Origin of the sequence: Desulfovibrio sp. Huiquan2017 (genome assembly GCF_017351175.1) — a bacterium.
Classification (GTDB): domain Bacteria; phylum Desulfobacterota; class Desulfovibrionia; order Desulfovibrionales; family Desulfovibrionaceae; genus Pseudodesulfovibrio.
Genome location: NZ_JAFMPN010000009.1, coordinates 1 through 26,774 on the forward strand (window position 1 = coordinate 1; position 26,774 = coordinate 26,774).

At 54.5% G+C, this 26,774-nt stretch carries 17 protein-coding genes and 2 pseudogenes; 8 read left to right on the top strand and 11 right to left on the bottom strand.

All coding sequences use genetic code 11. From position 1 onward, the window contains the following. Nucleotides 1-348: pseudogene (gene tnpA, locus J0909_RS08560) on the bottom strand (IS66 family insertion sequence element accessory protein TnpA); the annotation flags it as partial. A gap of 1,121 nt (nt 349-1,469) precedes the next feature. On the opposite strand from tnpA, the gene J0909_RS08565 reads away from it, so the two are divergent. The 4 genes from J0909_RS08565 to J0909_RS08580 are packed head-to-tail and all read left to right on the top strand — an operon-like array spanning nt 1,470 to nt 5,982. Continuing rightward, a complete protein-coding gene (locus J0909_RS08565; RefSeq protein ID WP_207262082.1) occupies nt 1,470-2,420 on the top strand; it encodes a glycosyltransferase family 2 protein in 951 nt (316 codons plus the stop codon). Further along, nucleotides 2,413-3,444 (top strand): Coenzyme F420 hydrogenase/dehydrogenase, beta subunit C-terminal domain, encoded by a 1,032-nt coding sequence (locus tag J0909_RS08570; RefSeq protein ID WP_207262083.1) that lies wholly within the window; start codon nt 2,413-2,415, stop codon nt 3,442-3,444. Before J0909_RS08565 ends, J0909_RS08570 begins: the two co-directional genes overlap by 8 nt. After that, the gene (locus tag J0909_RS08575; RefSeq protein ID WP_207262085.1) at nt 3,437-4,369 is read left to right on the top strand and encodes a lysylphosphatidylglycerol synthase transmembrane domain-containing protein; all 933 of its coding nucleotides are present in this window, start codon (nt 3,437-3,439) and stop codon (nt 4,367-4,369) included. Before J0909_RS08570 ends, J0909_RS08575 begins: the two co-directional genes overlap by 8 nt. Next, nucleotides 4,366-5,982 carry a hypothetical protein gene (locus J0909_RS08580; protein WP_207262086.1) on the top strand — a complete coding sequence of 539 codons (1,617 nt, stop codon included), beginning with the start codon at nt 4,366-4,368 and terminating at the stop codon, nt 5,980-5,982. Before J0909_RS08575 ends, J0909_RS08580 begins: the two co-directional genes overlap by 4 nt. Nucleotides 5,983-6,543: 561 nt before the next feature. Here the strand turns inward: J0909_RS08580 and J0909_RS08585 are convergent. Then, nucleotides 6,544-8,514 carry a methyl-accepting chemotaxis protein gene (locus tag J0909_RS08585; RefSeq protein ID WP_207262087.1) on the bottom strand — a complete coding sequence of 657 codons (1,971 nt, stop codon included), beginning with the start codon at nt 8,512-8,514 and terminating at the stop codon, nt 6,544-6,546. A 371-nt stretch (nt 8,515-8,885) separates the two neighbouring features. Continuing rightward, entirely contained in the window at nt 8,886-10,799 is a 1,914-nt protein-coding gene (locus tag J0909_RS18385; RefSeq protein WP_286181911.1) for a methyl-accepting chemotaxis protein, read from the bottom strand. Nucleotides 10,800-11,945: 1,146 nt separating this feature from the next. Here J0909_RS18385 and J0909_RS08595 point away from each other — a divergent pair. The 3 genes and pseudogenes from J0909_RS08595 to J0909_RS08605 all read left to right on the top strand — a co-directional run. Then, nucleotides 11,946-13,154 carry an efflux RND transporter periplasmic adaptor subunit gene (locus J0909_RS08595; protein ID WP_286181912.1) on the top strand — a complete coding sequence of 403 codons (1,209 nt, stop codon included), beginning with the start codon at nt 11,946-11,948 and terminating at the stop codon, nt 13,152-13,154. 2 nt (nt 13,155-13,156) lie between these two features. Further along, nucleotides 13,157-16,291, top strand: coding sequence for an efflux RND transporter permease subunit (locus J0909_RS08600; protein WP_502757439.1), 3,135 nt, complete (start codon nt 13,157-13,159; stop codon nt 16,289-16,291). A 340-nt stretch (nt 16,292-16,631) separates the two neighbouring features. Beyond that, nucleotides 16,632-16,926 (top strand): annotated as a pseudogene (locus J0909_RS08605) (SAM-dependent methyltransferase); the annotation flags it as partial. Nucleotides 16,927-17,099: 173 nt separating this feature from the next. Here the strand turns inward: J0909_RS08605 and J0909_RS08610 are convergent. The 3 genes from J0909_RS08610 to ilvB all read right to left on the bottom strand — a co-directional run bounded on the left by J0909_RS08610 (nt 17,100) and on the right by ilvB (nt 20,052). Next, a complete protein-coding gene (locus J0909_RS08610) occupies nt 17,100-17,945 on the bottom strand; it encodes a flagellin (protein WP_207262088.1) in 846 nt (281 codons plus the stop codon). A 159-nt stretch (nt 17,946-18,104) separates the two neighbouring features. Further along, nucleotides 18,105-18,383 carry an acetolactate synthase small subunit gene (gene ilvN / locus J0909_RS08615; protein ID WP_207262089.1) on the bottom strand — a complete coding sequence of 93 codons (279 nt, stop codon included), beginning with the start codon at nt 18,381-18,383 and terminating at the stop codon, nt 18,105-18,107. Then, nucleotides 18,376-20,052 (bottom strand): acetolactate synthase large subunit, encoded by a 1,677-nt coding sequence (gene ilvB, locus J0909_RS08620; protein WP_207262090.1) that lies wholly within the window; start codon nt 20,050-20,052, stop codon nt 18,376-18,378. The genes ilvN and ilvB overlap by 8 nt, the downstream gene beginning before the upstream one ends. A gap of 340 nt (nt 20,053-20,392) precedes the next feature. On the opposite strand from ilvB, the gene J0909_RS08625 reads away from it, so the two are divergent. Beyond that, entirely contained in the window at nt 20,393-20,992 is a 600-nt protein-coding gene (locus J0909_RS08625; protein WP_207262091.1) for an NAD(P)H-dependent oxidoreductase, read from the top strand. 10 nt (nt 20,993-21,002) lie between these two features. On the opposite strand, the gene J0909_RS08630 is transcribed toward J0909_RS08625, so the two are convergent. The 5 genes from J0909_RS08630 to J0909_RS08650 form a co-directional block, all read right to left on the bottom strand. Continuing rightward, on the bottom strand, nt 21,003-21,170 hold the full coding sequence (locus J0909_RS08630) for a hypothetical protein (protein WP_207262092.1): 168 nt from the start codon (nt 21,168-21,170) through the stop codon (nt 21,003-21,005). A 61-nt stretch (nt 21,171-21,231) separates the two neighbouring features. Next, nucleotides 21,232-23,730 (bottom strand): Lon protease family protein, encoded by a 2,499-nt coding sequence (locus J0909_RS08635; RefSeq protein ID WP_207262093.1) that lies wholly within the window; start codon nt 23,728-23,730, stop codon nt 21,232-21,234. 17 nt (nt 23,731-23,747) lie between these two features. Beyond that, nucleotides 23,748-24,164, bottom strand: coding sequence for an Hsp20/alpha crystallin family protein (locus tag J0909_RS08640; protein WP_207262094.1), 417 nt, complete (start codon nt 24,162-24,164; stop codon nt 23,748-23,750). A gap of 148 nt (nt 24,165-24,312) precedes the next feature. Next, complete coding sequence (locus J0909_RS08645) at nt 24,313-24,495, bottom strand: hypothetical protein (RefSeq protein ID WP_207262095.1); 183 nt, start codon at nt 24,493-24,495, stop codon at nt 24,313-24,315. A gap of 42 nt (nt 24,496-24,537) precedes the next feature. Then, nucleotides 24,538-26,676: a putative bifunctional diguanylate cyclase/phosphodiesterase gene (locus J0909_RS08650; protein ID WP_207262097.1), complete on the bottom strand. Its 2,139-nt coding sequence runs from the start codon at nt 26,674-26,676 to the stop codon at nt 24,538-24,540. Nucleotides 26,677-26,774 lie beyond the last annotated feature (98 nt).

A 26,774-nucleotide genomic window follows, 5' to 3' on the forward strand; every position in this document is an offset into this window, starting at 1 on the left:
TTGAATGCCTCGCATGCCGGTCGGATGTTCAGGACGGTGCGTTGCACGGCTTTCTTGGTCATCTCGCGACGACGAGATGGCCTTACCAGTTTTTGCAAGCGCCTCGGCAACGACTTCGGCCTTCATCTTTTCTTCGGCATACATGCGTTTGAGGAGTTGGTTTTCTTTCTCTAGTTCCTTCATGCGTGCAATCAACGAGGCGTCCATGCCGCCGTACTTGGAACGCCACTTGTAAAACGTGGCGCTACTCATGCCGTGTTCTCGGCAGAGTTGAGCTACCGGAATTCCGCTCTCGGCTTGCTTCAAAATATTCAGAATCTGCGCGTCGCTGTACCGTGATTTTTTCATGTAGAATCTCCTCCGATCTGGTTAGTGGAAAATTCTACTTTTCAGAACAACTAGTTTTCGGGGGGGATTACCAAAGCTGTAGAAACGCTCTTCCCGCTCTGGGAACGTCTCAAGAAGACGAAGGCCAAGATTGCGGCTGTGGCGACGGCCATGAACGCCGGTTACATCAGCGCCGTCATGAAAAGCCTGCTGGATGCCTCCACCGTATTTGACCGCCTGTGGTCAAACAGATGAACGAGAAAATCACCCAGATTCGGCGCTTGCATGTGTAGTTCTATTAGGATAAATACTTCTAGAAATTTTTGGAATACATATATTCGAAAGTGTAATAATGTCTACATCATTTTTGATAGTCGACAAAGCCGCCCGCCTTAAGTTGTTAACATATGCCAAATAAGTACATTAAGCTGGAAACAAGCATTGGTTAGCATGGAACCGATTAAATAGCCTTTTGAACAAAAGATAGATATTGTTTTTTTAAACCGTGAAGAAATAATTGCTATCTCCCTAAGGATAACTGATGAATTATTTAGTCAACAAGCAAAATAAAAAAACGTTTCTTTTATTCTTTTGTTGTTTATCTTTCCACTATAGATTTAGATTACACAGCAAGTCAACATGGACCTGTTCCTCTATACAGCCTACTTGGCATTAACGACTGTTATCCTCTGCCAAGCTCACGACTGTCAAAAATATACACTTAAATTTTTCGTTAGCTCCTAATTTGGCAAATACTTTGATCGTGGCCCCATTGGACTATGTATTCCATCCCATCGTCTGGGGGCAGACATATTCTTAAGTTTATATTTTGTTCTATTTCCGATTTTTGCTGTGTTTGCTGCTTACTCTTTTATAAAAAGATTTTCCTATTTAAGCCGTTTTTTTGATCTTCCCCCTGCTGTGTACTTATTTTATCATACTGTATTTTATAATTATATTTTAGGCAAGAGAACAGATGCTGATTACTTAATATTGCATAGCAATACATCAAAAACAGTGAGTTCGATTGCCACGCAGAACACTCTAAACAACAAAGCAAGAATGTCTCTTATTAAAAGCAATTCTGATGGTAATATCGCACTCTACGCATACCACGATTCAACTCATTTTGAGGGCTATATATGAAACTCATTATACAGATTCCATGTTTGAATGAGGCTGGAACACTTGATCTTGCTCTTTCAAAACTCCCAAAAGAAGTTCCAGGCTTCGATTGTGTTGAATGGTTAGTTATCGACGACGGCAGTACTGATGATACTGTCAACGTTGCAAAGGCAAATGGGGTTGACCATATTATCTCTCATCCTCAAAATTTAGGACTCGCCAGGGCCTTCATGACCGGAATAACAGCCAGCTTGTCACTAGGAGCTGATGTTATCATAAATACCGATGCAGATGATCAATACGATGCATCTTGCATACCCGATTTGGTACGCCCTATCCTCGACGATGAAGCCGAGATCGTCATAGGCACACGCCCAATCCACTCGATTGAACATTTTTCGCCACTCAAAAAGATTTTCCAGAAAATCGGCTCAGCCGTTGTACGATTGGCTAGCAACACAAACGTTGGCGACGCTCCTAGCGGATTTAGAGCTATAAGCCGAAGCGCAGCTCTCCAACTTAACGTTTTCAGTGAATACACCTACACTCTAGAGACGATTATCCAAGCGGGAATGAAACGAATGAAAGTTGTTTCCGTACCTGTGAGGGTAAACAAAGACTTACGTCCATCTCGGCTAGTGCACTCGATTCCTTCATACATATATCGATCGATTTTGACGATAATTAGGATTTCCATAACATACAAACCGCTTAAATTTTTTGCTATTATTGGCATGTTTCTTTTTGCTGTTGGCTTAATGCTCAATATCCGCTGGCTGTTTTTATTTTTCAATGATCCCAGCCACGCCCGTGTGCCAAGCCTGATTCTAGGACTCACTTTTATAATAGGCTCCTTCTTCTCTCTTGCCATTGGAATTTTGGGAGATCTCCTTTCTGTTAACAGGCGGCTGCTGGAGGATATACGAACACGGCTTTTGTCTCATGACATGGGTCACAGGCATGACTAAACGCCTTCCGAGGAGCACTGCTCCCAAAAGGAAAGATATCAAATTACGGAATTACGATCCGACAGTGTTATTGGGAGGATATAAATCCCTCGCTGTCGGTCATGCTATAAACGAAGCCTATCGCGCCACTGGTGCGTCCGGTGGTGCGATGCGTACCATTCTTGCCCATCTTTTGAGGACCAAACGCGTGGACGCCGTTATCTCTGCTGGTTTTCATGAAGATGACCCAATCACTCCTCGCTACCTGAAACAAACGACAACCGATGATATCTTTTCCATGGGAGGCTCGATCTATTCGTACCTTTCTGCGATACCACTACGCAAGGCTGTGGATGCAATAGATTCTGAACGATGTGCCATTGTTTGTCAGCCCTGTATGGTCCCCTTGCTCAGAAGGTTACAAGCACAACAAAATAACATTAAGTACATCTTCAGTTTTTTCTGTGGATATAATATGAGCCACGAAGCAACACTTTTCATGCTCAGAAAATTAAATGTTCGCCCTGAAGAAGTAACTGCCATCAACTATCGTGGAGGACCTTATCCAGGGGGCTTTCAGCTCATTACTCGAGATGGGCAAAAATTTACTTATGGCAAGGAAAGCTACGAACTACTCAACCTTCAGTTCGTCCGGCCTGGATGCCTAAGGTGTACCAAATACATGGGAGAAGGGGCGGACTTGGTAGCCGGTGATGCTTGGCTTAAAAGTCATCCTCGAATGACCTTGTTGATGGCGAGGTCAGCGCTTGGGAAAGAGGCTATGGAACAAGCATCTTATGATCATGAAGTGGCTCTGTATTCAATGACCGAACAGGACTTATTACGCATGCATTTTCATAATCTTATCCACAAGAAGTACGGTGATGGACTGTTTTTAAGACTCACCACGAAAATGTTTAATCAAGTAATACCTAAGCAGTTGGTTCCTTTTAAACTCCTGTCATGTTTTTCACGTCTTCGTAGACGCTGGAAGATAGGCGTGGATATTCAGAACTTGGAGCCTTACAAAAGTGACTGTGTCTAGTAACTTCAAGAAACTAATCTCAATCGCCGTTTCATCGGCACTAATTTTTGTCGTTTACAACCGATTGGATATTGACAGTCTCGTAAAATTGATTGGCCAAACGAAACCAAAGTACATTGGCTACTTTCTTTTGCTCATGGTTCCGCAATTGATTCTTGCCTCTGCGCGCTGGTGGTGGTTGGCTAGGAGTTTGGCCGGTGTGAGAATCTCACCAAGCACCGCCTTTGGACATGTCCTGGGTAGTTATAGCGCCAATCTCATCATACCAGGCAAGCTGGGAGAATTTTTCCGCAGTTTTTGGCTGGAGACTGACGATCGCCCTCTAAGTGTATTTCTTGTAGTCTTCGAAAAAATCCTTGATATCACTGCCATTCTCATCATTCTAGAAGTCGCCCTCCTTATTGAACACCCTTTGTCGCTATCATTTATCATTTCTGCAAAAGGACTGGTGCTGGGGGCAACAACGCTTACTTTATTATTCTTGGTATTCATTTTATATTACAAGAAAAATCTGGGAAGGTTGGTCAGCTTTTTGTTAATAAAGAAGCTTCCTACTTTGAATCTTCAATCCTTTAGCGAGATGAAGATCGACTTGCTTAAAGGGAGCGTCTTTTTGGTCAGTTCCATTGTACTTTGGCTAGTTCAAATATTCCAGTTTGTTCTTATGTTTGAGATGCTGGGAGTCTCCATTCCTGTCGATTCAGTTTATGCTGGCTCGTCATTGGCGCTATTGGCGGGAGCCTTGCCTCTGACTATCGGCGGCATTGGCTCGCGAGATGTCGCATTACTATGGTATTTTGGTTCATTTATCGAACTCGAAGTCTTACTTGGAATCGGCATGCTCTCTTTATTACGAGTTGTTATACCTGGAATGATTGGTATTCCTTTCTTTTACAAGTACAATACGGGGAAAAAAAGGACATGAGTTCATCCAAGACATCTCTTTGTATTTCATACAACGCAACAATGGCTAGGTTGATCCCCAGAGTGTTGACTCAGCTTGAACGAGACTCAGATGCCCCTCTTTTCGGCAGCTTTGATCGTGATTTTTGGCACTATAAAATGAGGGACTTTTCATCCATTATTCTTCAGCAAGGTGCTCTGATTCTTGAGGCGCTAAAGGACGTTTCTTTTGAAGGCAATCCTTTTAGTGGGCGCCCAGACAGGATAACTCAGTTGGAAACATGGATTGATGGCGGACTGACCTTCTGGGCTAATCGTCAATTACGTGGTGGAGGTTTTGAAGAGTACTACCCCTTCGAATCAGGCTTTCCGCCTGCCGCCTTCAGCCTTTGGACAATTGGCATATTGTTGCGCAACCGCGACTTTTGCGAACCCAACATCAAGATAAAAAAAGCTATGCAACAATGTTGTGACTGGCTACTTTCCCACCCTGAAACCGATGCTTCCAATCAGGAGATGGCCAGCTTGGTAGGGTTAGCACTAGCTTCACGAGTACCTGGAGTCAAAGTTGACGCAAATACGCTTGAAGCGCGAATTGGGAATTTATTCGCGAAGCAGTCAAAGGAAGGATGGTTTGAAGAATATGGCGGCCCCGATTTAGGATATCTAAGTGTCACCATCGACTGCCTGTGGGATTATTATGAACTGACTGGCGACAAGCGAGCCATGGACGCCATGAATAAAGCTACAGAGTACATCGCCTCCTTTATTTCAGTGGGAGGATCTTTACCTGTAATGACAAATTCACGAAATACCGATTACATCGTTCCATACGGACTAATTCGTTTAGGTGAAACAAATAGAACGGCTGCGGCAGTGATCCATCGCCTTTATAAAGGAATTGACTCACCTTCACATTTTCTCCACGCAACTGATGATAGGTACTTATGCCATTACATCGGACAATCACATTTTAGAGCGATTCCCTATTTGGATAAGCTCACTGATCCTGAGGCCCTACCATGCGACACGGGATTCCGAAAATACTACTCTGATAGTAATCTGTTCATTGAACATGCAAAGACCAGTGTATACGTTGCAGCCGCAAAGGGTGGTATTACATTGATCCATGGGAAAAGTGGTCCCAATTTAGCGGATTTTGGTTGGCGAATCAAATTGGGTACCCATGTTGCCGTGTCTCACTGGCAAAATGGGGATTACACTATTGCATCAGAAGTGAATGATAATGGTATTGCCATAACTATTACAGGAGAAATGACCAGTCAGACCTGGCAAACCGTCACCCCCTTGAAACATGTAATATTAAGGGCCCTCAGTTTGATTCTCGGACGTAGACTTATCCCTTTTCTCAAAAAAAAATCCATTTTTGGGAAGAAAACAAGCGGGGTTCATTTTACTCGTTCAGTGGCCATCGGCTACGACAGAGTCGAGATCAAGGATACTTTTTGGAACTTGAACTCCCATGTCCCATTTCCAGCGCCTCAGTACTCGCTTCGGCATGTCGCTAGTGCATATCGATATACAGGCGAAGAACTCTGCCAACCAGTAGAAAGAAAGCTTATACCTTCTGCAGATGGAGGGCGAATGGAATCACAATTCCATCTTCCAAGGTAATCCATATTTTTCAATGCCGTTTAAGCATGAACTGTAACGAGGATAACCTCCGACAGCACAAAATCCCCTTTTTAGCCCAAATATGTTATCCTCATAAAAATTTACTAAATAATTTCAGCATATACAGACTCTATTTCGGTCATGGGGTTCAAGGGGTCGGAGGTTCAAATCCTCTCATCCCGACCAAACGATGAAAGACCCCGGCGGGCCGACCAAGAGTCGACCCGCCATTTCATCGAAAACAGCCGGAACGCTGCTGTAGCTCAATAGGTAGAGCGCATCCTTGGTAAGATATGCCAAGGACCCAATGGACACCGGCCACACATTCTTTCCGACTCTCCCCCTGCCCTCTGGCCCCTCACTCAAAATCGGCGGAAAGTCTCTTCTACTAGCTGGCCCCAGGGGGGGCTTTACACTCCTCCCTCCCCTGACACTCCCGCACTTGTCAGTGCTCCGACACGGAAAAGCCGAAGGGGTTTACCCTCCGGCTTTTCTTCCTTGGCAAATGGATAATATTCCGGTTGGGCATGTGGTACAAACGTCAACCAGTAATTATTTTTGTCAGAATTGTTCCAGCTCCTGACCTTCGAGCCCCGGGGCCGCGCCCTTTGTCCCGGTTTGCGATGCAGGCAGGGACTTGCGTTCTTGCCGACCGCTCTTGCCAGGGAGGAACCCTTCCTTCCCCCTTCCGGCGTGCCTGTCCAGGTCCACCTTGAAGTAGGCGATGATTTGCTGGAGCATCTGGGCCTGTCTGGCCAAGTCCGAAGATGTGGCGGCCATCTCTTCGGATGCCGCGGCGTTTTGCTGCACCACGTTGTCCAACTGCTGCAGGGCCTGGTTGATCTGCATGGCTCCGGCGTTCTGTTCGTCACTGGCCTCGGAGATCTCCTGAATCAACTCGGCGGTCTCCTGGATGTTCGGCACGATCTGTTCGAGCATGCTGCCGGCCTCCTCGGCTACCTTGACGCTGGAGGAAGAGAGCGCACTAATCTCGGCTGCGGCCTGTCCAGAGCGTTCAGCCAGCTTGCGCACTTCCGAGGCCACTACAGCGAACCCCTTGCCGTGTTCACCGGCCCGGGCCGCTTCAATGGCCGCATTCAAGGCCAACAGATTGGTCTGGCGGGCAATTTCCTCGATTATAGAGATCTTATCCGCGATCTGGCGCATGGCCTTGACGGTTTCGCCCACGGCGCGGCCACCATGTTCGGCGTCCTGGGAGGCCTTTTGGGCTATGGACTTCGTCTTGTTGGCGTTTGTCGCATTGCCGTGGATATTGGAGGCCATCGCCTCCATGGACGAAGAGACTTCTTCCAGAGAGGCCGCTTGCTCCGTGGCGCCCTGCGACAGGGTCTGGGAGGTGCTGGAGAGCAGTTCGCTGCCCGATGCCACCTGTTCACTTCCGTCCAAGACCTGGGAGATAACCTCTGTGAGCCGGGAGGTCATGGTGTTGAGGGCGGACTGGATGGCCCCTATCTCGTCCGCGCGGTCCTCATCCACATAGCGCGTATAGTCGCCCTCCGCGACATGTCCCAAGAACCTGACCACCGTGCTCAGAGGATTCACCACGACTCGGTTGGTGAAAACCCAAATGATGGCGATAGCCGCTATGAGACAGATGACGATGGTCAGGGAGAACTGCCAAATGGTCTTATACACGGGGGCCATGATTTCGGATTGCTGAATCAAGCCGACGATTTTCCACCCAGTCTGTGGGGACGTGTGGACAACAGCCTGCACCGCTTTCCCCCCAATGGTCACTTCCGTAGTCCCCTGGTTCAGGTTGAAGAGGGTTTCATAACTCTTACCCAGTTCACCGACTTTCTTGAAGTTATGCTCGTTGTCCGAGGGGTCGGCCAAAATCACGCCGTCATCCTGGATAAGCATGACATATCCGGTCCTGCCGAGCTTGAGGCTTTTGACCAAATCAGAGAGTTTCTTGAGCGAAATATCCAACCCTACCACCGCGATTACCTTACCATTGACGATGACAGGCTGCATAATACCGGCCACGGCGTCTCCGGTGGTGGACATATAGGCCTTGGACATGGACGGTTTTTCGCCTGCGGCCACGGCCGTCCGATACCATGGGCGCTTACGCGGATCGTAACCCGGCGGTACGGTGCTTTCGGTCAAAGAGGAGATGAAGCAGCCCGCCTCGTTGCCCATATATATTTCCACATAGCTGGGGTGAGTCTTTTGAAGCCGCTGGAAGGGCGTGACCATGGCAAGCCCCACGGCATCGTCGGGATTGGGTGCTCCCTTGGTCCGCGCCGAGGTGCGCATGAAGGTAGTGGTCACTTGGTCCGCTTTGAGAACCACGGAATCCGAAGCCAACGCCGTAATGTTCATCCTGGTTTCATCAAGGAATTGACTGATGATGGTATCCACGAGCCCCAACTGCTTCGTCAGGAGAGCGTTGTTGGCCTCCATAGAGGCTTGGTATGTATTGGCTGCGACAATAGAGAACAGCGCCGCCCCCAACACCAGCAGAACAATGATAAAGGCAGAAATGGTCTTGGTTTTAATGGACATATTCACGACCTCTTTATTGTGTTGTGCTAGACATAGTCTATTTGAACTCCTACCACCGGACATAGTCCAGGAGATTCTACAGGTGGCATGTTAATTTTTCGCATCACCCAAGTAACCGGACGATGATGTGACAAGTTGCTTCCTTGAAGCGTTACGGATCGCCGACAAAAATACGCCTGTTATTTGATCTGAAAATACGCCGGAACGTCGCTATAACTCGATCGGTAGAGCGCTTCATTGGTAAGAATGAGGTAGACGGTCCAATCCCGTCCAGCAGCTCCACAGAGATAAAGAAAACCGCCCTTCTCTTCGAAGGGCGGTTCCTTTTTTACGGACGGGGCAGCTATATTTTTGTTTCGGAACTAGTCTTCCTAATACCTGTCGAACGCATCGTCCTCGGGCTCCGAATCGGATGCGGGCAAGGCGGCCCGGGCATACTCGGTCTGCCCCGCACCGCCAAGCTTGAAGAACGCCACCGTTCCCTTCAGAAGATTGGCCTGGCCGGAAAGTTCCGATGCCGTCGAAGACATTTCCTCCGAGGCTGCGGCTATCTGCTGAGTGACCTGATCCAACTGGTGGATTGCGTTGTTGATTCCCTCGGCCCCGGCCTGCTGTTCGTTGTTGGCGATTGTGATCTTCTGGATCAGATTGGCGGTATGCTTGATGTCAGGAACCATTTTCTCCAGCATCGAACCAGCCTCTTCAGCCACCTTCAGGCTTGAAATAGACAATTCGCTGATCTCGGCGGCCGCCATTCCCGATCGTTCGGCCAGCTTTCGCACCTCTGCCGCCACGACCGCGAACCCCTTGCCGTGTTCCCCCGCGCGCGCGGCTTCAATGGCCGCATTCAATGCCAACAAATTCGTCTGACGGGCTATTTCCTCCACTATGGATATTTTATCCGCAATTTCTTTCATCGCCTTTACAGTCTGGGCTACGGACTTCCCGCCACTCGTGGCGTCATCGGCAGAACGAAGAGCTATCTGCTCGGTTTCTTTTGTACTCTCTGCATTCTGACTAATATTGGAAAGCATCTCCTCCATAGAGGAAGCGACTTCCTCGACACTGGACGCCTGCTCCGTGGCGCCCTGGGCCAGGCTCTCGGCCGTGGAGGACAACTCCGAGGCCCCCGTGGCCACACTGTCCACGGCTTGGCGCACTTCGCCGACGATTTCCCGGAGTTTGGTTCCCATGTTCTGCAGATCCTGCCCCAACTGCGCCACTTCGTCCTTGCCCTTGGCCTCAATGGAATTCGTCAGATCTCCCTGAGCGACCATGCGGGTGACATCGCCGCATCGAACGATGGGAGCGGCCATGGAGTTGGCGAGCTTCCACCCAACCAACCCAAAAAGGATGGCTATCACGACGCCGATGATGACCGTATTCCGTATGGCTGCGGTCGAAGAGGCAACGATTTCATCATTCTGGATGAGGGCTATGTACTTCCAGCCGGTCTCCGGGGACACATAGACGCTGCCGAGCATGTCCACGCCGTCTATATCAAGTCCTTCCACGAATAGTTCCGAGGTTGAATTCAACTTTACGTAGGCCTCGGAAAGTTCACCCATTTTCTTGAACACCCGCTCTTTGTCCCGCGGGTCGGCCAAAATTGTCCCGTCGTCTTGGACGATCATGATATAGCCCGTCTTCCCGATCTTGATGCTAGCCGCAATCTCACTCAATTTCCCAAGGGAGATATCGACTGCGGCGACACCTAACAGTTGACCCTGATCGTCCTTAATCTTGGTCACCATCCCGATGTTGGGAACCCCCAGCGTCGTGATGTACGCCTTCAGCAACGTCGTATCCGTTTTCGAAGCAACTCCCTGTTCATACCATGGCCGCTTCCTCGGATCATACGAACTGCTGATCTCCTCATTGGGGGCGGCCGCGTACCCACCATCCTTCAATCCAGCGTACACGTATGCAAATTCGGAGTGACTGCGCATGAGCCTGTCGAACGCATTGAAAGCTTCCCTCTCCATGATGCCCATATTATCCCGCAGGGCAAAATACTTGCCCTCGGGCAATGTGAAAAATCGCGTCCAGTCGCCCAGTCCGTTTTTGACTGCCGGCATCGAAGCCACATACCTCGTGATATCGGCAGGACTCTTAAGCAACTGATTGACAAAACCGTCAATCACCAGAAGTTGTCCCCGGGAGGATGTTTTGAATGATTCCAAAACGGTCCCACGGATTTGCATCGCAACCATTACAGAAATGACTGTCACCGAAATAACGACTGGAAGAATGATCGAAAAAATGAACTTGGCTCTTATCTTCATGCGCCCTCCCTTGGGAATGATTCTGGGATATACATACCCAAATTAAATAGCAATTACTGTTATAATATAACCCTGCCCCCTCCATGCAGATCTTTCGAAATGCATCTCACAACCAAACGACTTACCTCGATTGTTGTTGGCTTTCGCCTTGGCTGTTCCGATTTTACCCCGACCAAATGATGAAAGCCCTCCGGCGAACCGACCAGGCCTCGACCCGTCATTTCATCAAAAACAGCCGGAACGCCGCTGTGCTTCAATCGTCAGAACGCGCCTTGGGTAAGGACGCGGTAGGCGGTTCAATCCCGCCCAGCAGCTCCATATAGGAAAAATCGCCTCTCGAATGAGAGGCGATTTCCTTTTTTTGTACTTTATGCCGAGGTCCCGACGGACATCAGCCACACCTTCTTTCCGCCCCTCTACCCTACTTTCAAAAATCTTCCTTTCCGGTCCCGTTGTCCACCTTCAGGGCGGCAGCTCTTGTTGGAAAGTAAGCGCTCGCCAGTCAGGGCGTCGCGGGCTACATCGAACTCGAATTACGAAGTAAATTTTTTTCCTGTTATTAAACATCGACCCCCTCCTTCAGACTTTTTACGTCCACCTTAAACTGTGACCCAATTTTTAGGCCTAATTCCTATCCCCGCCGGGTGCGGGCAAGGCCCACAATGGGCAGACGCCCACTCGAGCAGTTCCTGATCACAGCTCCGCTGTTCTCAGTAGGAGTTTACATTGGCCACTCGTGTAAAACAGATAAAAAGTAATTATTTTATGTCATTATAATTATTTTGTATCGTCTTCAACCAAGATTAAGATGTTTCCTTGACAGATGCGTATAGCAGCTATACATATTGCAGAAATAAAAATCTCAACGTCGCTTAATTGGCATTCGGTCTCGTCAGAAAGCCAATTAAGCCAATGCAGGCCAGGCCCGACAGGAGTAAACGGTAAGACGTCTTTGGCAACTATCGCTTGGCTAAAAACAGCTTTGGACGAAACCTGTCCCGGGACTGGACCACTCTGACAATTGCGGACCATCAGAAGATATCACCGTCAAATCCGGAACGAAGTACAAAATTCAACCACGCAGCCAAAACTACGGTTACGTAGAATGTCATTTGACTCTGTTCGTTATTACAGGAAGGAAGCAAAATGGCCCTATACGGCATAATGAACAATATGGCTCGGTTCAAACCACTCTCAACCCTATTGCTGGCCGGTTTCTTGCTCTTTGGATGCAACGGCGATGCGAATACGACAATGCCAGCATCAACTCGTCGCCAAGTCAGCACGGTCACAATGCACAGGCAGGAAGTCACGCTGACCATGGAGCTTTCCGGACGCACCACTCCCTTTCGCATAGCGGAGATTCGCCCGCGCCTCAGCGGGCTGATTCAGCGGCGCCTGTTCACGGAAGGTTCCGATGTCAAGGAAGGAGAGGTCCTCTATCTGATCGACCCCGCCCCCTTCCAGGCAGAGTACAACAACGCGCTTGCGGGGCTCAAGCAGGCACAGGCCCAACTCCAGTCCGTAGGCTCCAAGGCAGAACGCTACGAAAAACTTTTGAAGGCCAAAACCGTAAGCCAGCAGGATTACGATGATGCCGCCTCCGCCCTGAATGAACTCAACGCCAGGATCAGGTCGTTACAGGCATCCCTGGAAATCGCCCGCATCAACTTGGGATACACCAAAATCACCGCCCCCATTCCCGGCCGCATCGGCAAGTCTTCCGTCACGGACGGAGCCATTGTCACGGCCTATCAAAATACCGCCCTGACCTCCATCCAACAACTCGATCCCATTTATGTGGACGTCCCCCAGTCCACCACGGAGCTGCTGCGTATCCGGAACAATGTCGGCAAGGGGCAATTGAAATCGAATTCGCAGCAACCCCCGGTCCAACTTATCTTGGAAGACGGCACCCTTTATCCCCATGAAGGAAGATTGCAGTTCAGCGACGTCACGGTGGATCAGACCACCGGCACGGTAACCCTGCGGGCGATTTTCCCCAACCCGGACAAAACGCTGCTGCCCGGCATGTTCGTCAAGGCGGTGGTACAGGAAGGCGTTGAAAAACAAGCCCTCCTCGTTCCGCAACAAGGCGTGTCACGCGACCACCGCGGCGCGCCCTTCGCCATGATCGTCGATGAAGGAAGCAAGGTCCAACGACGGCCCTTGGTCCTGGACCGAGCCATTGGCGACAAATGGCTCGTGACCTCGGGCCTAGCCCCGGGAGACCAAGTGATAGTCGAAGGACTGCAACGGTTGCACCCGGGTATGGAGGTTACGGCCTCTCCCTTTGATTCGCCGAAAGACCCGTCTGCCGACGCACAGCCCCGACAGCAGAATCCGGGAGAATAATGATGCTGTCCAAATTCTTTCTTGATCGCCCTGTCTTCGCCTGGGTCATTGCCATCATCATGATGACCCTGGGCGCGCTCATGATCTACCTGATGCCGATCTCGCAATACCCGCCCATCGCTCCGCCTTCCATTGCTATCGAAGCCTTTTACACCGGTGCTTCGGCGGAAACCGTCGAGAACACGGTCACCCAGATCATCGAGCAGAAAATGACCGGCCTGGACAACATGCTCTACCTGACCGGCACGAGTTCCTCTTCCGGCCAGTCGCGGATCGAGTTGACCTTCGCCCCGGGCACCGACCCGGACCTGGCCTGGACCAAGGTGCAGAACAAACTGCAACTGGCGACGGCCAGCCTGCCCGATTCGGTGCAACGTTTCGGCATCAAGGTCAGCAAATCCACCCGGAACTACCTCATCGTGGTCGGCCTCATTTCAGAAGACGGCAGCATGAACAGCGAGGACCTGCGGGACTATGCCCAATCCAACCTGGAAAAGGTCCTGGCCAGGGTGCCCGGAGTGGGCGAAGTGGAAAGCTTCGGCACCCAGTACGCCATGCGCGTCTGGGTCAACCCGGACCGCCTCACCAACTACAGCCTGACCATGGAAGACGTCATCACAGCCCTGAAGACGTACAATGTCGAGGTGTCAGCCGGGCAATTGGGCGGGACCCCGGCCGAAAAAGGGCAGCGTATCAACGCTCCCATAGTGGTACAGCATCTATTGCAGACTCCGGAGGAATTCGCCTCCATCCCCATCCGCACCAATCAGGACGGTTCTATCATCCGCATCAGGGATGTCGCCCGCACCGAATTGGGAACAGAGCGCTACGACGTCTCGTCCAACTTCAACGGCGCGCCCTCGGCAGGCATGGCCATTCGCCAGGCCGCCGGGGCCAACGCTCTGGACACGGCCGACGCCATCAAGACGAAACTTGCGGAAATGAGCCGGTATTTCCCCCCTGGGATGAAGGTAGTCTATCCCTACGACACCACGCCCTTCACCGTGGTGGCCATTAACGAAGTGATCAAGACCCTGTTCGAGGCCGTGCTGCTGGTCTTTGTCATCATGTACGTCTTCATGGGAAGCATCCGGGCCACTCTGATTCCGACCATCGCCGTGCCGGTGGTGCTGTTGGGGACCTTCGCCGTGCTCGGAATCTTCGGTTTCTCCATCAATATGCTGACCATGTTCGCCATGGTCCTGGCCATCGGACTACTGGTGGATGACGCCATCGTCGTCGTCGAGAACGTGGAGCGGATCATGACGGAGGAAGGACTTTCCCCCCGAGAGGCCACGGCCAAATCCATGGACGAAATCACCAGCGCCCTGATCGGTATTGGGCTGGTGCTTTCGGCGGTCTTCGGCCCCATGGCCTTTTTCCAGGGATCCACAGGCGTGCTCTACCGGCAGTTTTCCGTCACCATCATCGCCTCCATGCTCCTTTCGGTGCTCGTGGCCCTGATCCTCACTCCGGTGCTGTGCGCGACCTTTCTCAAACCCGTGGAGAAAGGTCATGGCCCCGCAGTCAACGCGATCTTTTTCATGCGCCCCTTCTTCCGATGGTTTGAACGCAACTTCACCAGGATCAGAGGACTCTACATTGAAATCGTCCACCATTCCTTCTCCAAAAAGATCCGATACCTGATATTCTACGGCTTGCTCGTGTTGGCGGTGGGCTTTCTGTTCACGCACATGTCCACATCCTACATTCCCGATGAAGATCAGGGAATCCTGTTGATTCAGGCCACGCTTCCCTCGGGTTCCACCCTGGAGCAGACCGAAGCGGTCATGAACACGGTCGAAAAATACTTCATGGAACATGAGCAGGACGCGGTGAAGTCGGTCATGCCCGTTCCCGGCGTCTCCTTCGGAGGTCAAGGACAGAACATGGCCTTCGGATTCGTCAAGCTCAAGCCTTGGGAGGAACGCGACAATCCCTCTCTGTCGGTACCCAGCCTCGCGGGCAGGGCAATGCGATTCTTTTCCCAGATCAAAGAGGCCAGTGTCTACGCCTTTCCGCCGCCCCCAGTTGTGGAACTCGGCATGGCTTCGGGATTCGACTTTGAACTGCTGGACATGGGCGGCCTGGGGCACCAGAAGCTCATAGCGGCACGCAATCAGCTCCTGGGCATGGCCGCACAGGACCCCCGGCTGACCCGGGTCCGCCCCAACGGCATTGAGGACTCCCCGCAATACTACGTCGATGTGGATTGGGAAAAGGCGGGAGCCTTGGGCGTGCCCATCTCCTCCATTCACACGACCCTGTCCGCCGCATTCGGCGGTTTCTACGTCAACGACTTCGTGCAGGCCGGACGGGTCAAGAAGGTTTACACCCAGGCCGATTCTCCCTACCGCATGTTGCCGACGGACCTGGAGAGACTTTATATCCGCAACAACAAGGGCAAAATGGTTCCCTTTTCCTCCTTCGCCGTTGGCCGGTGGGCAACGGGATCGCCGAAGCTCGAACGCTATAACGCCTTCCCGTCCATCAACATCTGGGGCGAGGCCGCGCCCGGCCACAGCACCGGCGAGGCCATGCAGGCCATGGAAGAAATCGTTCGCAAACTGCCGGAGGGAATCGGGTACGACTGGACGGGACTGTCCTATCAGGAACGCATGGCCACTTCCCAAGGCCCCATGCTCTATGCGGTCTCCATCTTCGTCATTTTCCTCTGCGTGGCCGCCCTGTACGAAAGCTGGACCATTCCTTTCGTCAACCTGCTGATGCTCCCGCTGGGCGTGTTAGGGGCCATCGTGGCCACCTCGTTGCGCGGTTTGCATAATGACGTCTACTTCCAGATCGGCTTCCTGACCACGCTGGGCCTTTCGACAAAGAACGCCATTTTGATCATCCAGTTCATCAAGGAACGCATGGGACATGGCGAAGGACTCATCGAAGCGACCCTGGGCGCGGTCAAAACCCGGTTCCGGCCGGTGATCATGACCTCCCTGGCCTTCTTCTTCGGCGTTCTGCCTTTGGCCATCAACACGGGAGCCGGCGCCGGAGCCATGAACGCCATCGGCACGGCGGTCTGCGGCGGTATGATTTCCGCCACGTTCATCGACCTTATATTCATCCCCATGTTCTTTGTGATGATCTACGGCATGTTCAAGAAGAAGAATCCATCCGGATAGGCGGAAAAACAAAATAGGCATGAACGAATCCGCCCGGAAGTGGCCCGCTTGCTGGGCGGTTCAATCCCGGCCAGCAACTCCATATATCAAAACCGCTGATCAAAAGATCAGCGGTTTTTTCTTTTTGGACCCATTCCGCCGAAATCCCGAAACCCAATTCGGATATCATCCCGGTTAGCCGTTAAGACAAAAGGGCAGTGAGCTGCCGTCGATTATCTTATAAAATTAAATGTATTAGTAACATCCATGCCGCGTTGCAAAGCCAATATGAAGTTTCAGCTCGGCCGTACCCGAGCATAGCCATGTGACCACAGGAAAATTTTCACCATGGATATTCAACGTCTCCGCCGAGAAGGTCGATGTAGCGGCATGCGTCGGGACCACTTGGATCGCCGGGGGGAGTGACCGGCACGATCGAGCTTTTGGCGCAGAGCCTGCGCACCGGAGGAATCATCCTCATCGGCGAGCCCTACTGGCGTCGATTCCCGCCGACGGAAGCTGTCGCCAGGGGATGTCTCGCCAACTCGATCTCCGACTTCCTCATGCTTCCCAAACTGACCTCGGAACCGAAACGCTACGCAACGTATACGCATGAATATCTAGGTTGGGGCGTGTTCGCGCCGATGCCCCGTTAAGACCTTGCCCCCTTCCCCCGGCACGAGCTCACAGGTTTTGAGCGGAAACCGTTGCAATACCCTCTCGCCGGGCGGCGACAATCCCGGAGAGCACGCCCGGGGCGGACGCTGGCACGGCAAAAAGCGCCAGCCCCTCGCGGAATGACGCTTTTTGTAACCAACGCAACGAAATCTCAACCCGTTCCGTCGAGTATGGTGCCCGTATCGCGAATGATGAGGTCGGCCAGGAGTTGTTCCAGGGAATAGTCCTGATCCGAAGGCTTGCGCAACTGGGCGGCCTGGTCCAGAAGCTGTGCCTGGCTTTCGAGGCTGATTTGCTGGGACTGGAGGCTGTCCGCCTTGCCCTCGTACATGTCCTGAATAGCGGACATCTCGCTTTGCAAGGACTGAACGTAGCCGAGTTGGGTGGCCCGGGTGCCGGAATCCCCGAGGTCCGCGCCGGTCAGGTCGGTCCAGGCCACGCCGCTGGACGGCGTGTCCACGGAATGGAAGGTGATGTTGAATCCGCCGTTCTTGCTCGACTGGATGTAGACGTTGCCGTTGGCGTCGATCTGGTCCGTGCCCCACTGGGAGGAGTCGAGCAACGCAATGCCGTTGAAGTCCGAATTGGAGACGATCCCGGAGATCTTGTCCCGCAGGGCGTCGAAATCGCTCTGGACCACGGAGCTCGTGCCGTCCAACTCGTTGGAGTTGATCCGGTCGATCATGTCTTCCATGTCGTTCAGGGCGTCCGTGATGGTCGCCATGTCGGTCTGGGCCACGCCCATCATGGCCGCCGCCTCGCCCACGTTGCTCGCGGCCTGGCGTACGGCGGCCGCGTCGCCGCGCAACTGGCCGCTGATAGCCTCTTCGAAGGGATTGGAAAAGGTGGCCGCCCGGACGGGTTCCCCTAGGACCAGGCTGCGCAGGTTCCGGCCCACGGTCGAAGAGCCGAACAACTGATTGGTCAGCATATCCTGCTGCAACAACTGCAACGAGTAGTCGTAGATAAAACTTTTCTCGATGTCGGTCAGGGCCATGCCGTCTCCCGGTGGTTGCAATGCACCGTATGCGTTATCGGCAGCCCCGCCTGAATCTTTAGGGTCGATAAACGACGCCCGCAGCCCAAATGTCGCGGGGAACAAAAAAGGGCCGGCGCGCGCCGGCCCATGGAGAAAGGAGGCCCCCTTAAAAGGGATTTATTGAACGAACTCGGCCATCTTGGCGAAGACCGGGTGACCGCTGTCGTAGCGCTCGACGATAAGCACGTCCTCCAGCTTGTCCACCTGCTTGATCATCTGGTCCAGGCGGTCGTCCGCGTTCACCAGAAGCCATATCTTGCTGGTTCCGCCCCCGTTGACCGGCATGCAGGCGATGCCTTCGACATTGTAGGCCCGGCGCGCGAACAGGCCGCAAATGTGGGACATGACGCCGGGGTGGTTGTTCACGGACAACTCGATGACGGTCTGTTTACACATGAATCTCACCTCCGATCATTTGGGAATTGGCCGCCCCTGGGGCCACCATGGGATAGACGGGCTCGTCCGGACCAACGGGCACGTGGATGAGCGCCGGACCGGGCTCGGCCAGGGCCTGGGCCAGAGTCGCCTCCGGATCTTCGCAATTGCCCAGGTCATAGGCCCTAATCCCAAAGCCTTCGGCAATTTTCAAGAAGTCCACGCACTTGCAATAGCCAGACGCCACATACCGCTTGCCGTAGAAAAGGTCCTGCTGCTGACGGACCAGCCCCAGCACGTTATTGTTGGTCAGGATAATCTTGATCGGGATGTCGTATTCGGCGGCCGTGGCCAAATCTTGGATATTCATCATCAGGGAACCGTCGCCGGAAAAGCACAAGACCGGATTGTCCGGGGCGGCCAGGGCCGCGCCCAGAGCGGCGGGCATGCCGAAGCCCATGGTCCCCAAGCCGCCTGAAGTCAACCAGTGCCGAGGCTGCGTGAAGGGATAAACTTGAGCGGTACGCATCTGGTGCTGGCCCACGTCGGTACAGACGATGGCCTGGTCCCCGGTCAGTTCGGCGGCCTTGAGAATGACGCCGTAAGCCGAAGTCGGATCGTCCGCTCCGGGCACAAGCATGGGGTGCGCCATCTTCAGGGCCGCGACACGACTCTTCCACCCGGCCCGGTCCTTGCGCTCGATATGCGGCAGGATCGCCTCGAACACATCGGCCACGTCGCCCCGGACCGTGGCGTGGGCGGTCTTGATTTTGTCCAGCTCGCTCGGGTCGATGTCCATATGGATGATCTTGGCCTGGGGACAGAACTCCGAGACCTTGCCCGTGGCCCGGTCGTCGAAACGCACGCCCACGGCGATGAGCAGGTCGCATTCCTCCAGCGCCAGATTGGTATAGCGCGCCGCGTGCATGCCGAGCATGCCAAGGTTGAGGGGGTGGCCCGTGGGAATGGAGCCCAACCCCATGAGAGTCATGACCGCGGGAATGGAGCCCTTCTCGGCCATGGCCACAGCCTGACGCGTGGAATCGGACTGGATCACGCCCCCCCCCAGATAGAGGATGGGCCGCTTGGCCCGGTTGATCATGGTCGCCGCGTGCTCGATTTCGCCGTGGAACAGCTCGGGAGTGACATCCGGGACGCCTGGCTCGGGCCATTCGTCAAACTCCACTTCAGCCATCTGCACATCCTTGGGCACGTCAATGACCACCGGCCCGGGACGGCCGCTTGCCGCGATGCGGAAGGCGTCCGGGATGACTTGAAGCAGGTCCTCGGCGGACCGGACCAGGAAATTGTGCTTGGTGATGGGCACGGACAGGCCGTAGGTGTCCACCTCCTGGAAGGCGTCGGTGCCGATCATCGAGAGGGGCACCTGGCCGGTGATGCAGATGATCGGAATGGAGTCGAGCTTGGCATCGGCGATGGCGGTCAGGGTGTTCGTCGCGCCCGGCCCGGAGGTGGCGAAGAAAACCGCGGGCTTGCCCGAAACCCGGGCCATCCCCTGGGCGATGAACCCGGCACCCTGTTCATGCCGGGTCAGAATGTGTTTGATGTTGTCGTTCTTTCCCATGGCGTCGTAAAGCGGCAGATTCGCCCCGCCCGGGATGCCGGCAATGGTCCGCACACCTTGCCGCTCCAGCAATTTGATGATGACTTCCGCACCTGACATTTTCATTAGAACCTCCTGTGAGCCCCGCATCCGGTGGGAATAAAAGAAAAACCCCCACCGGTTCGCACCGACGGGGGTTATGGAATTCGAGTGTACCTATCCCGCTATGGCGCGTCCCTATGAACACCACCTACTACTACGTCCACAACGACGCATACGCTGGCCACGGATAGGCTGGCGGGAATGATGGAGATGGTATTGGTAACGCGCAACATGGAAAGTTCCTTTTGTACTTACAGATTTTGGTTAGTCCTGCCAAAACGAAAGGTCAAGCACTTTCTCCAAAGAAACTTGCCTTCCCGCACACCGCCGCATATTGTGCCCCGAAATAAAATAGGAGCTCAACATGCGCATACTCTTGATCCTGGCCCATCCCGATCCAGACAGCTTCAACCACGCCCTGGCGGCTGAGGCGAAAAAGACTCTTGAGGGCAACGGCCACGAGACGATCTTCCACGACCTCTGCGCCGAGAGCTTCGATCCCCTGCTCCCCGCCGGGGAAATTCCGCGCGGAGCCGTGCTTCCGGAAACCCTGGCCCGCCATTGCGAAGAGGCGGCCCGGGCGGACGGCATCATCGTTGTTCATCCCAATTGGTGGGGCATGCCCCCAGCCGTCCTGACCGGTTGGGTGGACCGAGTCATGCGGCCCGGCACGGCCTACGAATTCGTGGGAGAAGACGGTGAAGAGGGCGTGCCCACCGGCCTGCTCAAGGCGGACCGGGCCATCGTCTTCAACACCTCGAACACCGAGGGGGGACGCGAGGACAGTATCTTCGGCGACCCCCTGGAGCGCATCTGGAAAGACTGCGTCTTCGGCCTATGTGGGGTGACGGACGTGACCCGGCGCGTATTCCGCACCATCTGCACTTCCACCCTGGAGGAGCGGCGCGGCTGGCTGGACGAGGCGGCCCGAATCGTGGCCGAGACCTTCCCGCCCGAAGCGTAATCGCCCCGGTCTAGAGCCGATCCACGACGAGCCACAGGGCAGCGGCCCCGACAAACATCCTGACCACGTGGCCGACATTGAAATGATACCCCCAGTTGATGGAGAACATGAGCACCACGGCGGCAATAAAACCGACCAGGATGCATTTCCGCCAAATATTCAACCGCAACAGATTCATGCATACCTCGAAAAGGGGTTGCGACGCGTCGCAACCCCTTTGTTGTTGTTATTGGGCAGCCCTATTTCTTGGCGGGCTTGCCTTTGGCCGCCTTTCCAGCGGCGGGTTTCTTGTCGTCATTATCCTTGCCGAAGGCGGCCAGCTTGTCGGCCAGGCCGCGCAGCTTGTCGTCCACCAGCTTGTTGATGGTCTTGGCCGGATAGGTGCCGTCCGCTTTGCGCACGCCCGCCTTCATGCCAGTCAGGATCTCGATGCCTTCGTCGATGGTCTTCACGGCCCAGATGTGGAACCTGCCCGCCTTGACCGCCTCGACGACCTCGTCGCGAAGCATCAGATCCTTGACGTTGGGGTATGGAATCATGACGCCCTGCTTGCCGTTCAGGCCAGCATGCTTGCAGCACAAGAAGAATCCCTCGATCTTCTGGTTCACCCCGCCGATGGGCTGGACCTCTCCGTACTGGTTCACGGAGCCGGTGACCGCGACATATTGGCGGATGGGCACCCCGGACAGGCTCGACAACAGGGCATAAAGCTCCGTGGACGAGGCCGAATCGCCGTCGATGCCGCCGTAGGATTGCTCGAAGGCGATGCTGGCCGCCAGGGACAAGGGCTTGTCCTGGGCGAACCGGCTGCGCAGGAAGCCGGACAGGATGAGCATGCCCTTGTTGTGCGTGGGGCCGGACATGTCCGCTTCGCGCTCGATGTTGATGATCCCTTCCTTGCCCAACGACGTAACCGCCGTGATTCTTGAAGGCTTGCCGAACATGTAGTCACCCAGGGAATATACGGCCAAGCCGTTGACCTGGCCCGCGACCTCGCCGTCCGTGTCCACGAACAAACTGCCCCGGTCGATCATCTCCTGGATGCGCTCCTCCACCTGGTTGGAGCGGTATATCTTGGCCTCGATGGCCTCCTTGACATGCTCGCCGGAGACGACCTCGGCTCCGGACAGGCCCGCGAAATAGTCGGCCTCGCTCAAGAGGTCGCCCAAGCCGGGGAAGGCCGTGGTGATTTTCTCCTGACGGCCCGCCCAACGGACGCCCTCCTCCAGGATGGCGGCCACTCCGCTGCGGTCGAAAGGCTTGAGCCCGTCGCGCTCCACCTCGCTTCGCACGAACCGGGCCACCTGAAGCACCGAGTCGTCGGTCACATCCATACTCGACTCGTAGTCGGCCCGGACCTTGAATATCTTGGGCACATCCTCGTCATAGTTGCGCAGCAGCGCGTAAAGATACGGGCTGCCGAGAACCACGACCTTGACGGCCATGTCGATGGGTTCGGGCTTGAGGCCCGTGGCGCTGATGAAATAGTACGGATCGAAGGTCTCGATCTCGATCTTCTCGGTCTTCAAGGCCCGCTTCAGCGTCTGCCAAACCCCCGGTTCCATGATGGCGTCCATGAGGTTGATGACCAGGTAGCCGCCATTGGCCTTGACGAAGGAGCCCGCCTTGATCTTGGTGTAGTCCGTGTGCCAGCCGCCCATGCGGTCCATAACCCGCTCGATGGAGCCGAACAGATTGCGGTAGGTGGGATAGGACTCCACAATGACCGGCGGCCCCTGGGTATCCGCATTGTCCACCAGGAGGTTGACCTGGTACGGCTGGAAGACGATTTCGGGCGAGGGGCCTGCCATCATCATGCCCGGAATCGGGCCGGGCTGGCCCGGGCCGCCCAGCGACTTGATGGCGTCCAGGTCCTCGACCATGTTATCGAGCACGGAATCCAGGTACTTGGAGATTCTTTCGTCGGCATAGGCCTCGCGCACCGGCTTGAGGAACTCCTGGGCCTGGGCCAGAAACATGAGCCGGTCCACCTCGCGGTGCTTTTCGCCGACCTCCTTTTGCAGTTCCTTGAGCTCCTGGACAATATGGTCGATCTCCTCCTTGAGCTCCAGCCGCTTGTCGCGCAGCCGCTCATACTCGTCGCGGGGAAAACGGCCTTTGTCCACCAGTTCCTCAAGCTCGATCATGCGCTTGGGTTCACCGTCCACCAACGGGACCACGTCGGGCCGCTGGATGGGGCCCATCTGCATGCGCACCACTACCAGCCCGGTGTCCTTGACCCGGTCTTCAATGGCCTTGTAGAAGCCCATGACCTTTTTTTCATGGGCCTCGGCGATCTCGTTCTTGCGGGCGATGTATTCCTCGCTCTCGAAAAGCTGCGGAACCTCGCGTTTGATGTCGTCCAGGAACTTCTGCATGTCCTTCTTGAAACGGTCGCCCTGCCCCGGCTCGAAGCGAAGCATGATGGGCGCCTCCGGGTGCTTGAAGTTGTTCACGTAACACAGGTCGTTGGGAGTCGCGCGGCCATCGCCCATCTCGGCAAGGAGCTTGCGCACCGTGGACAACCGCCCCAGCCCAGGCTGGCCCGTGACGAAAATATTGTATCCTTTCTTGCCCATGCCCATGCCGAAGCGGAAAGCCTCCACGCCTCGCTTCTGGCCGATGATATCCTTCTGGGGCTCCAGATCATCCGTCGTGTTCATAGGCAGTTGATCGGGACCCGGAGTCCACTTGAGCTTCTCGACGGGCACTTCGAACGTAGTGTTTTTCTTGGTCATGAATCCGTCTCCGTAGGTTATTTCCGGGAAATTGCGATTCGTTGTCCGGACGGGGTCGCACATTTGGGCAACCTGATCACCAACACGCCGTCATCGAACTCGGCCCTGACGGCGTCGGTCTCGATACGGCACGGAAGCCGAAGTTCCTTATGGAAGCTGCGGGTGCTTCGATGTCCGGGGCCGGACTCGCGGGTCTCCGCGATGATGGAAAGCTGTCGTTCCATCACCGTGACATGCACATCGTCCGGGTCCATGTTGCCCAATTCGAGCCGAACCACCAGAGTCTCGCCCTCTTCTTCAAGAGTGAGATCACCCGTCATGCGGCAAAACATGGACGGCAGATTGAAGTCGGCGCACAGATCATCGAAAAGCCGGTCCACGTCGCTGCGCATGCGCGTGATTTCGTTGCGGCTCCATCGTTTCAAATCAGCCATTGACGCTAACCCTCCTTTGCGAATCGCTCGTCAACGCAAATCCTGGAACTTTGCAATACCGTTCCACGGTACATCACACGCGGCAAAAAAAACAAGGGCCTGACGATGGTTCGTCAAGCCCCATTAACGACGGAATGAAATCCGCTCGCTAAAGGCTGCGAAAAAGGTTGGACACGGCCAGAATGACAAACCCCGCGGAGACGAGCCAAAAGGGCCGGATCAAGTTTTCCAGGATCGGGATGGACATGACGTCGAGCTGGATCAGTATGCCGAGAAGGCCGACAATCACGCCGACGATCCAGGTGAGCAATTGCGGTGCGCTGAGATTCATGGGGAAAAGCTCCAGTGATTGAAACAAGAAGATGAGGTTAAATTATTTGAAATCATTGACGAAATATTCAGCTTCTTCAAAAGGAAGCGGCCGTGAATACAGATAGCCCTGACCGTAATCGCATTGCAGTGAATAAAGCAAGTCCCTTTGCCGCTCCGTCTCGATGCCCTCGGCCACGACCCGCAGCCGCAGGGAGTGGGCCATATTCACGATGGCCCGGATGATCTCGATGTTCTCCGGGGTGGATTCCATGCGCTGGACGAAGCTCAGGTCAATCTTGAGCTGGTCCGTCGGGAACCGCTGCAAATAACTCATGGATGAATACCCGGTGCCAAAGTCGTCGATGGACAGCAGGATGCCGAGGCTCTTCAATGACTTGAGTTGATTGACCGACTTCATCGCATCAAGCATGACCACGGTCTCGGTGATTTCGAGCTTAAGCCTGTCGGGCCGCAGCCCGGACCGTTTCAAGATGCGCTCCACGTCGTCCGACAACGTGCTCTCGGCGAACTGCTTGGCCGAGATGTTCACGGCAATGGTCAAACTTTCCGTCGCCGGATACTTGACGGTCCACGACTGCATGGCCGTGCATGCCTCTTCCAGGATCTGGGAACCGAGGACCACGATCTGCCCGGTCTCCTCGGCCACGGGGATGAATTCTCCGGGACCGACCACCCCTCGCTCGGGGTGGTTCCAGCGAGCCAGGGCCTCGAACCCGTACAGGCTGCCGTAGGCCAGGTTGACGATGGGCTGGTAATGGGCCGAGAACTCTCGGGCCTCCAGGGCGCGGTTAAGGGCGTTCTCCATGGCCAGGACGTTAATCAACCCCTCGCGCATGCGTTTATCATAGGCGGTAATCCGATTCTTGCCCTCCTCCTTGGCCGCATTCATGGCCACCTGGGCATTGTGCACGATCTCTTCGGCGTCGAGAGCCGCGTCGGATCCGATGTCGTAGCCGATGCTGGCGGACAGGGAGAAGGGAATGCCCTCCACGTCCACCGGTTGCTTGAAGGAATCGAAGACCTTGCGGATGACGGTTCGGACCTCGCTCCGCCTGGGGATATCCTCAAGGAGCACGCCGAATTCGTCGCTGCCGAACCGGGCCACGGTGTCGATGGAGCGGACCGTTTGCTGAAGCTTGACCCCGAGGCGGATCATGAGCTTGTCGCCGACGCTGTGCCCGTAGTGGTCGTTGACCGCCTGGAAACGGTCCATGTTGATGAAGAGGACCGCGAAATGTTCGCCGGTACGCGAGCACCGCTCGGCCGCCCGATTAAGCCGCTCCAGAAAGAGCGCCCGGTTGGGCAGGCCGGTCAGGGGATCATGGATGGCGCTGTGCTTGAGTTTGCTCTCAATAAGCTTGCGGCCGGTAATGTCGCGCATACTCAGCCGAAGGCCCAGGGGCTCGCCATTGTCGGAAAAAATGGAATGCCGGACCAGACTCAGCCATTTGGTCTTGGCGTTGACATCGCTGATGCGGAAGTCGAGGCTCTCCTCGTCGCCCACGGTGTCGTCGCGCATGAACTGGATCCACTTATTCAGATCCTCGCGATGCACGATGCGCTGCATCAGATCCGGATCGTCGAGAAACCGCTGGGGCGGATACCCGCTGATCCGTTCACAGGACGGCGAGATGTAGCGAAGCCTACCGTCCGGGCCGATCCAGCTCTCCCAGTCGTAATTGTAGTCCGCGACCAGCCGGTAGCGCTGCTCGGACTGGGCCAGGGCCGCGCGGGAGGCTTCGAGTTCCGCCACCGTGGTCTCAAGCCGCCGGGAGGTCTCCATGAGGGAGCGCTTGTTCCGGTGCATTTCGGCGAATATGTTGGTCTTGCCGCGCAGGATCTCCGGCTCCACCGGCTTGAACAGATAGTCCACCGCGCCCAATTCGTAGCCGCGGAAGACGTGTCGCTGCTCCTTGCTGATGGCAGTGATGAAGATGATCGGGATGTTCCGGGAGGCTTCTGAACTCCGCAGTCTTTCAGCCAGTTCAAAGCCGTCCATGCCGGGCATCATCACATCCAGCAAGGCCACGGCGAAATCGTGGTCCGGGAGCATCTTGAGCGCCTCCGCCCCGGATGTGGCCATCAACAGATTGAGGTCCTGCCCACGCAGAATGCCCTCCACCAATTTGAGGTTGATCCGTTCATCGTCCACCACGAGAACATCTACTCTCTCATTCATTTCAATTCCTTATTCAACACGAAGCGGCTTATACACCCTTCTTCCGAGGGAATCATATCCCGGACTTCTCCGAAATGATGTTATAAAATGTGTGATTG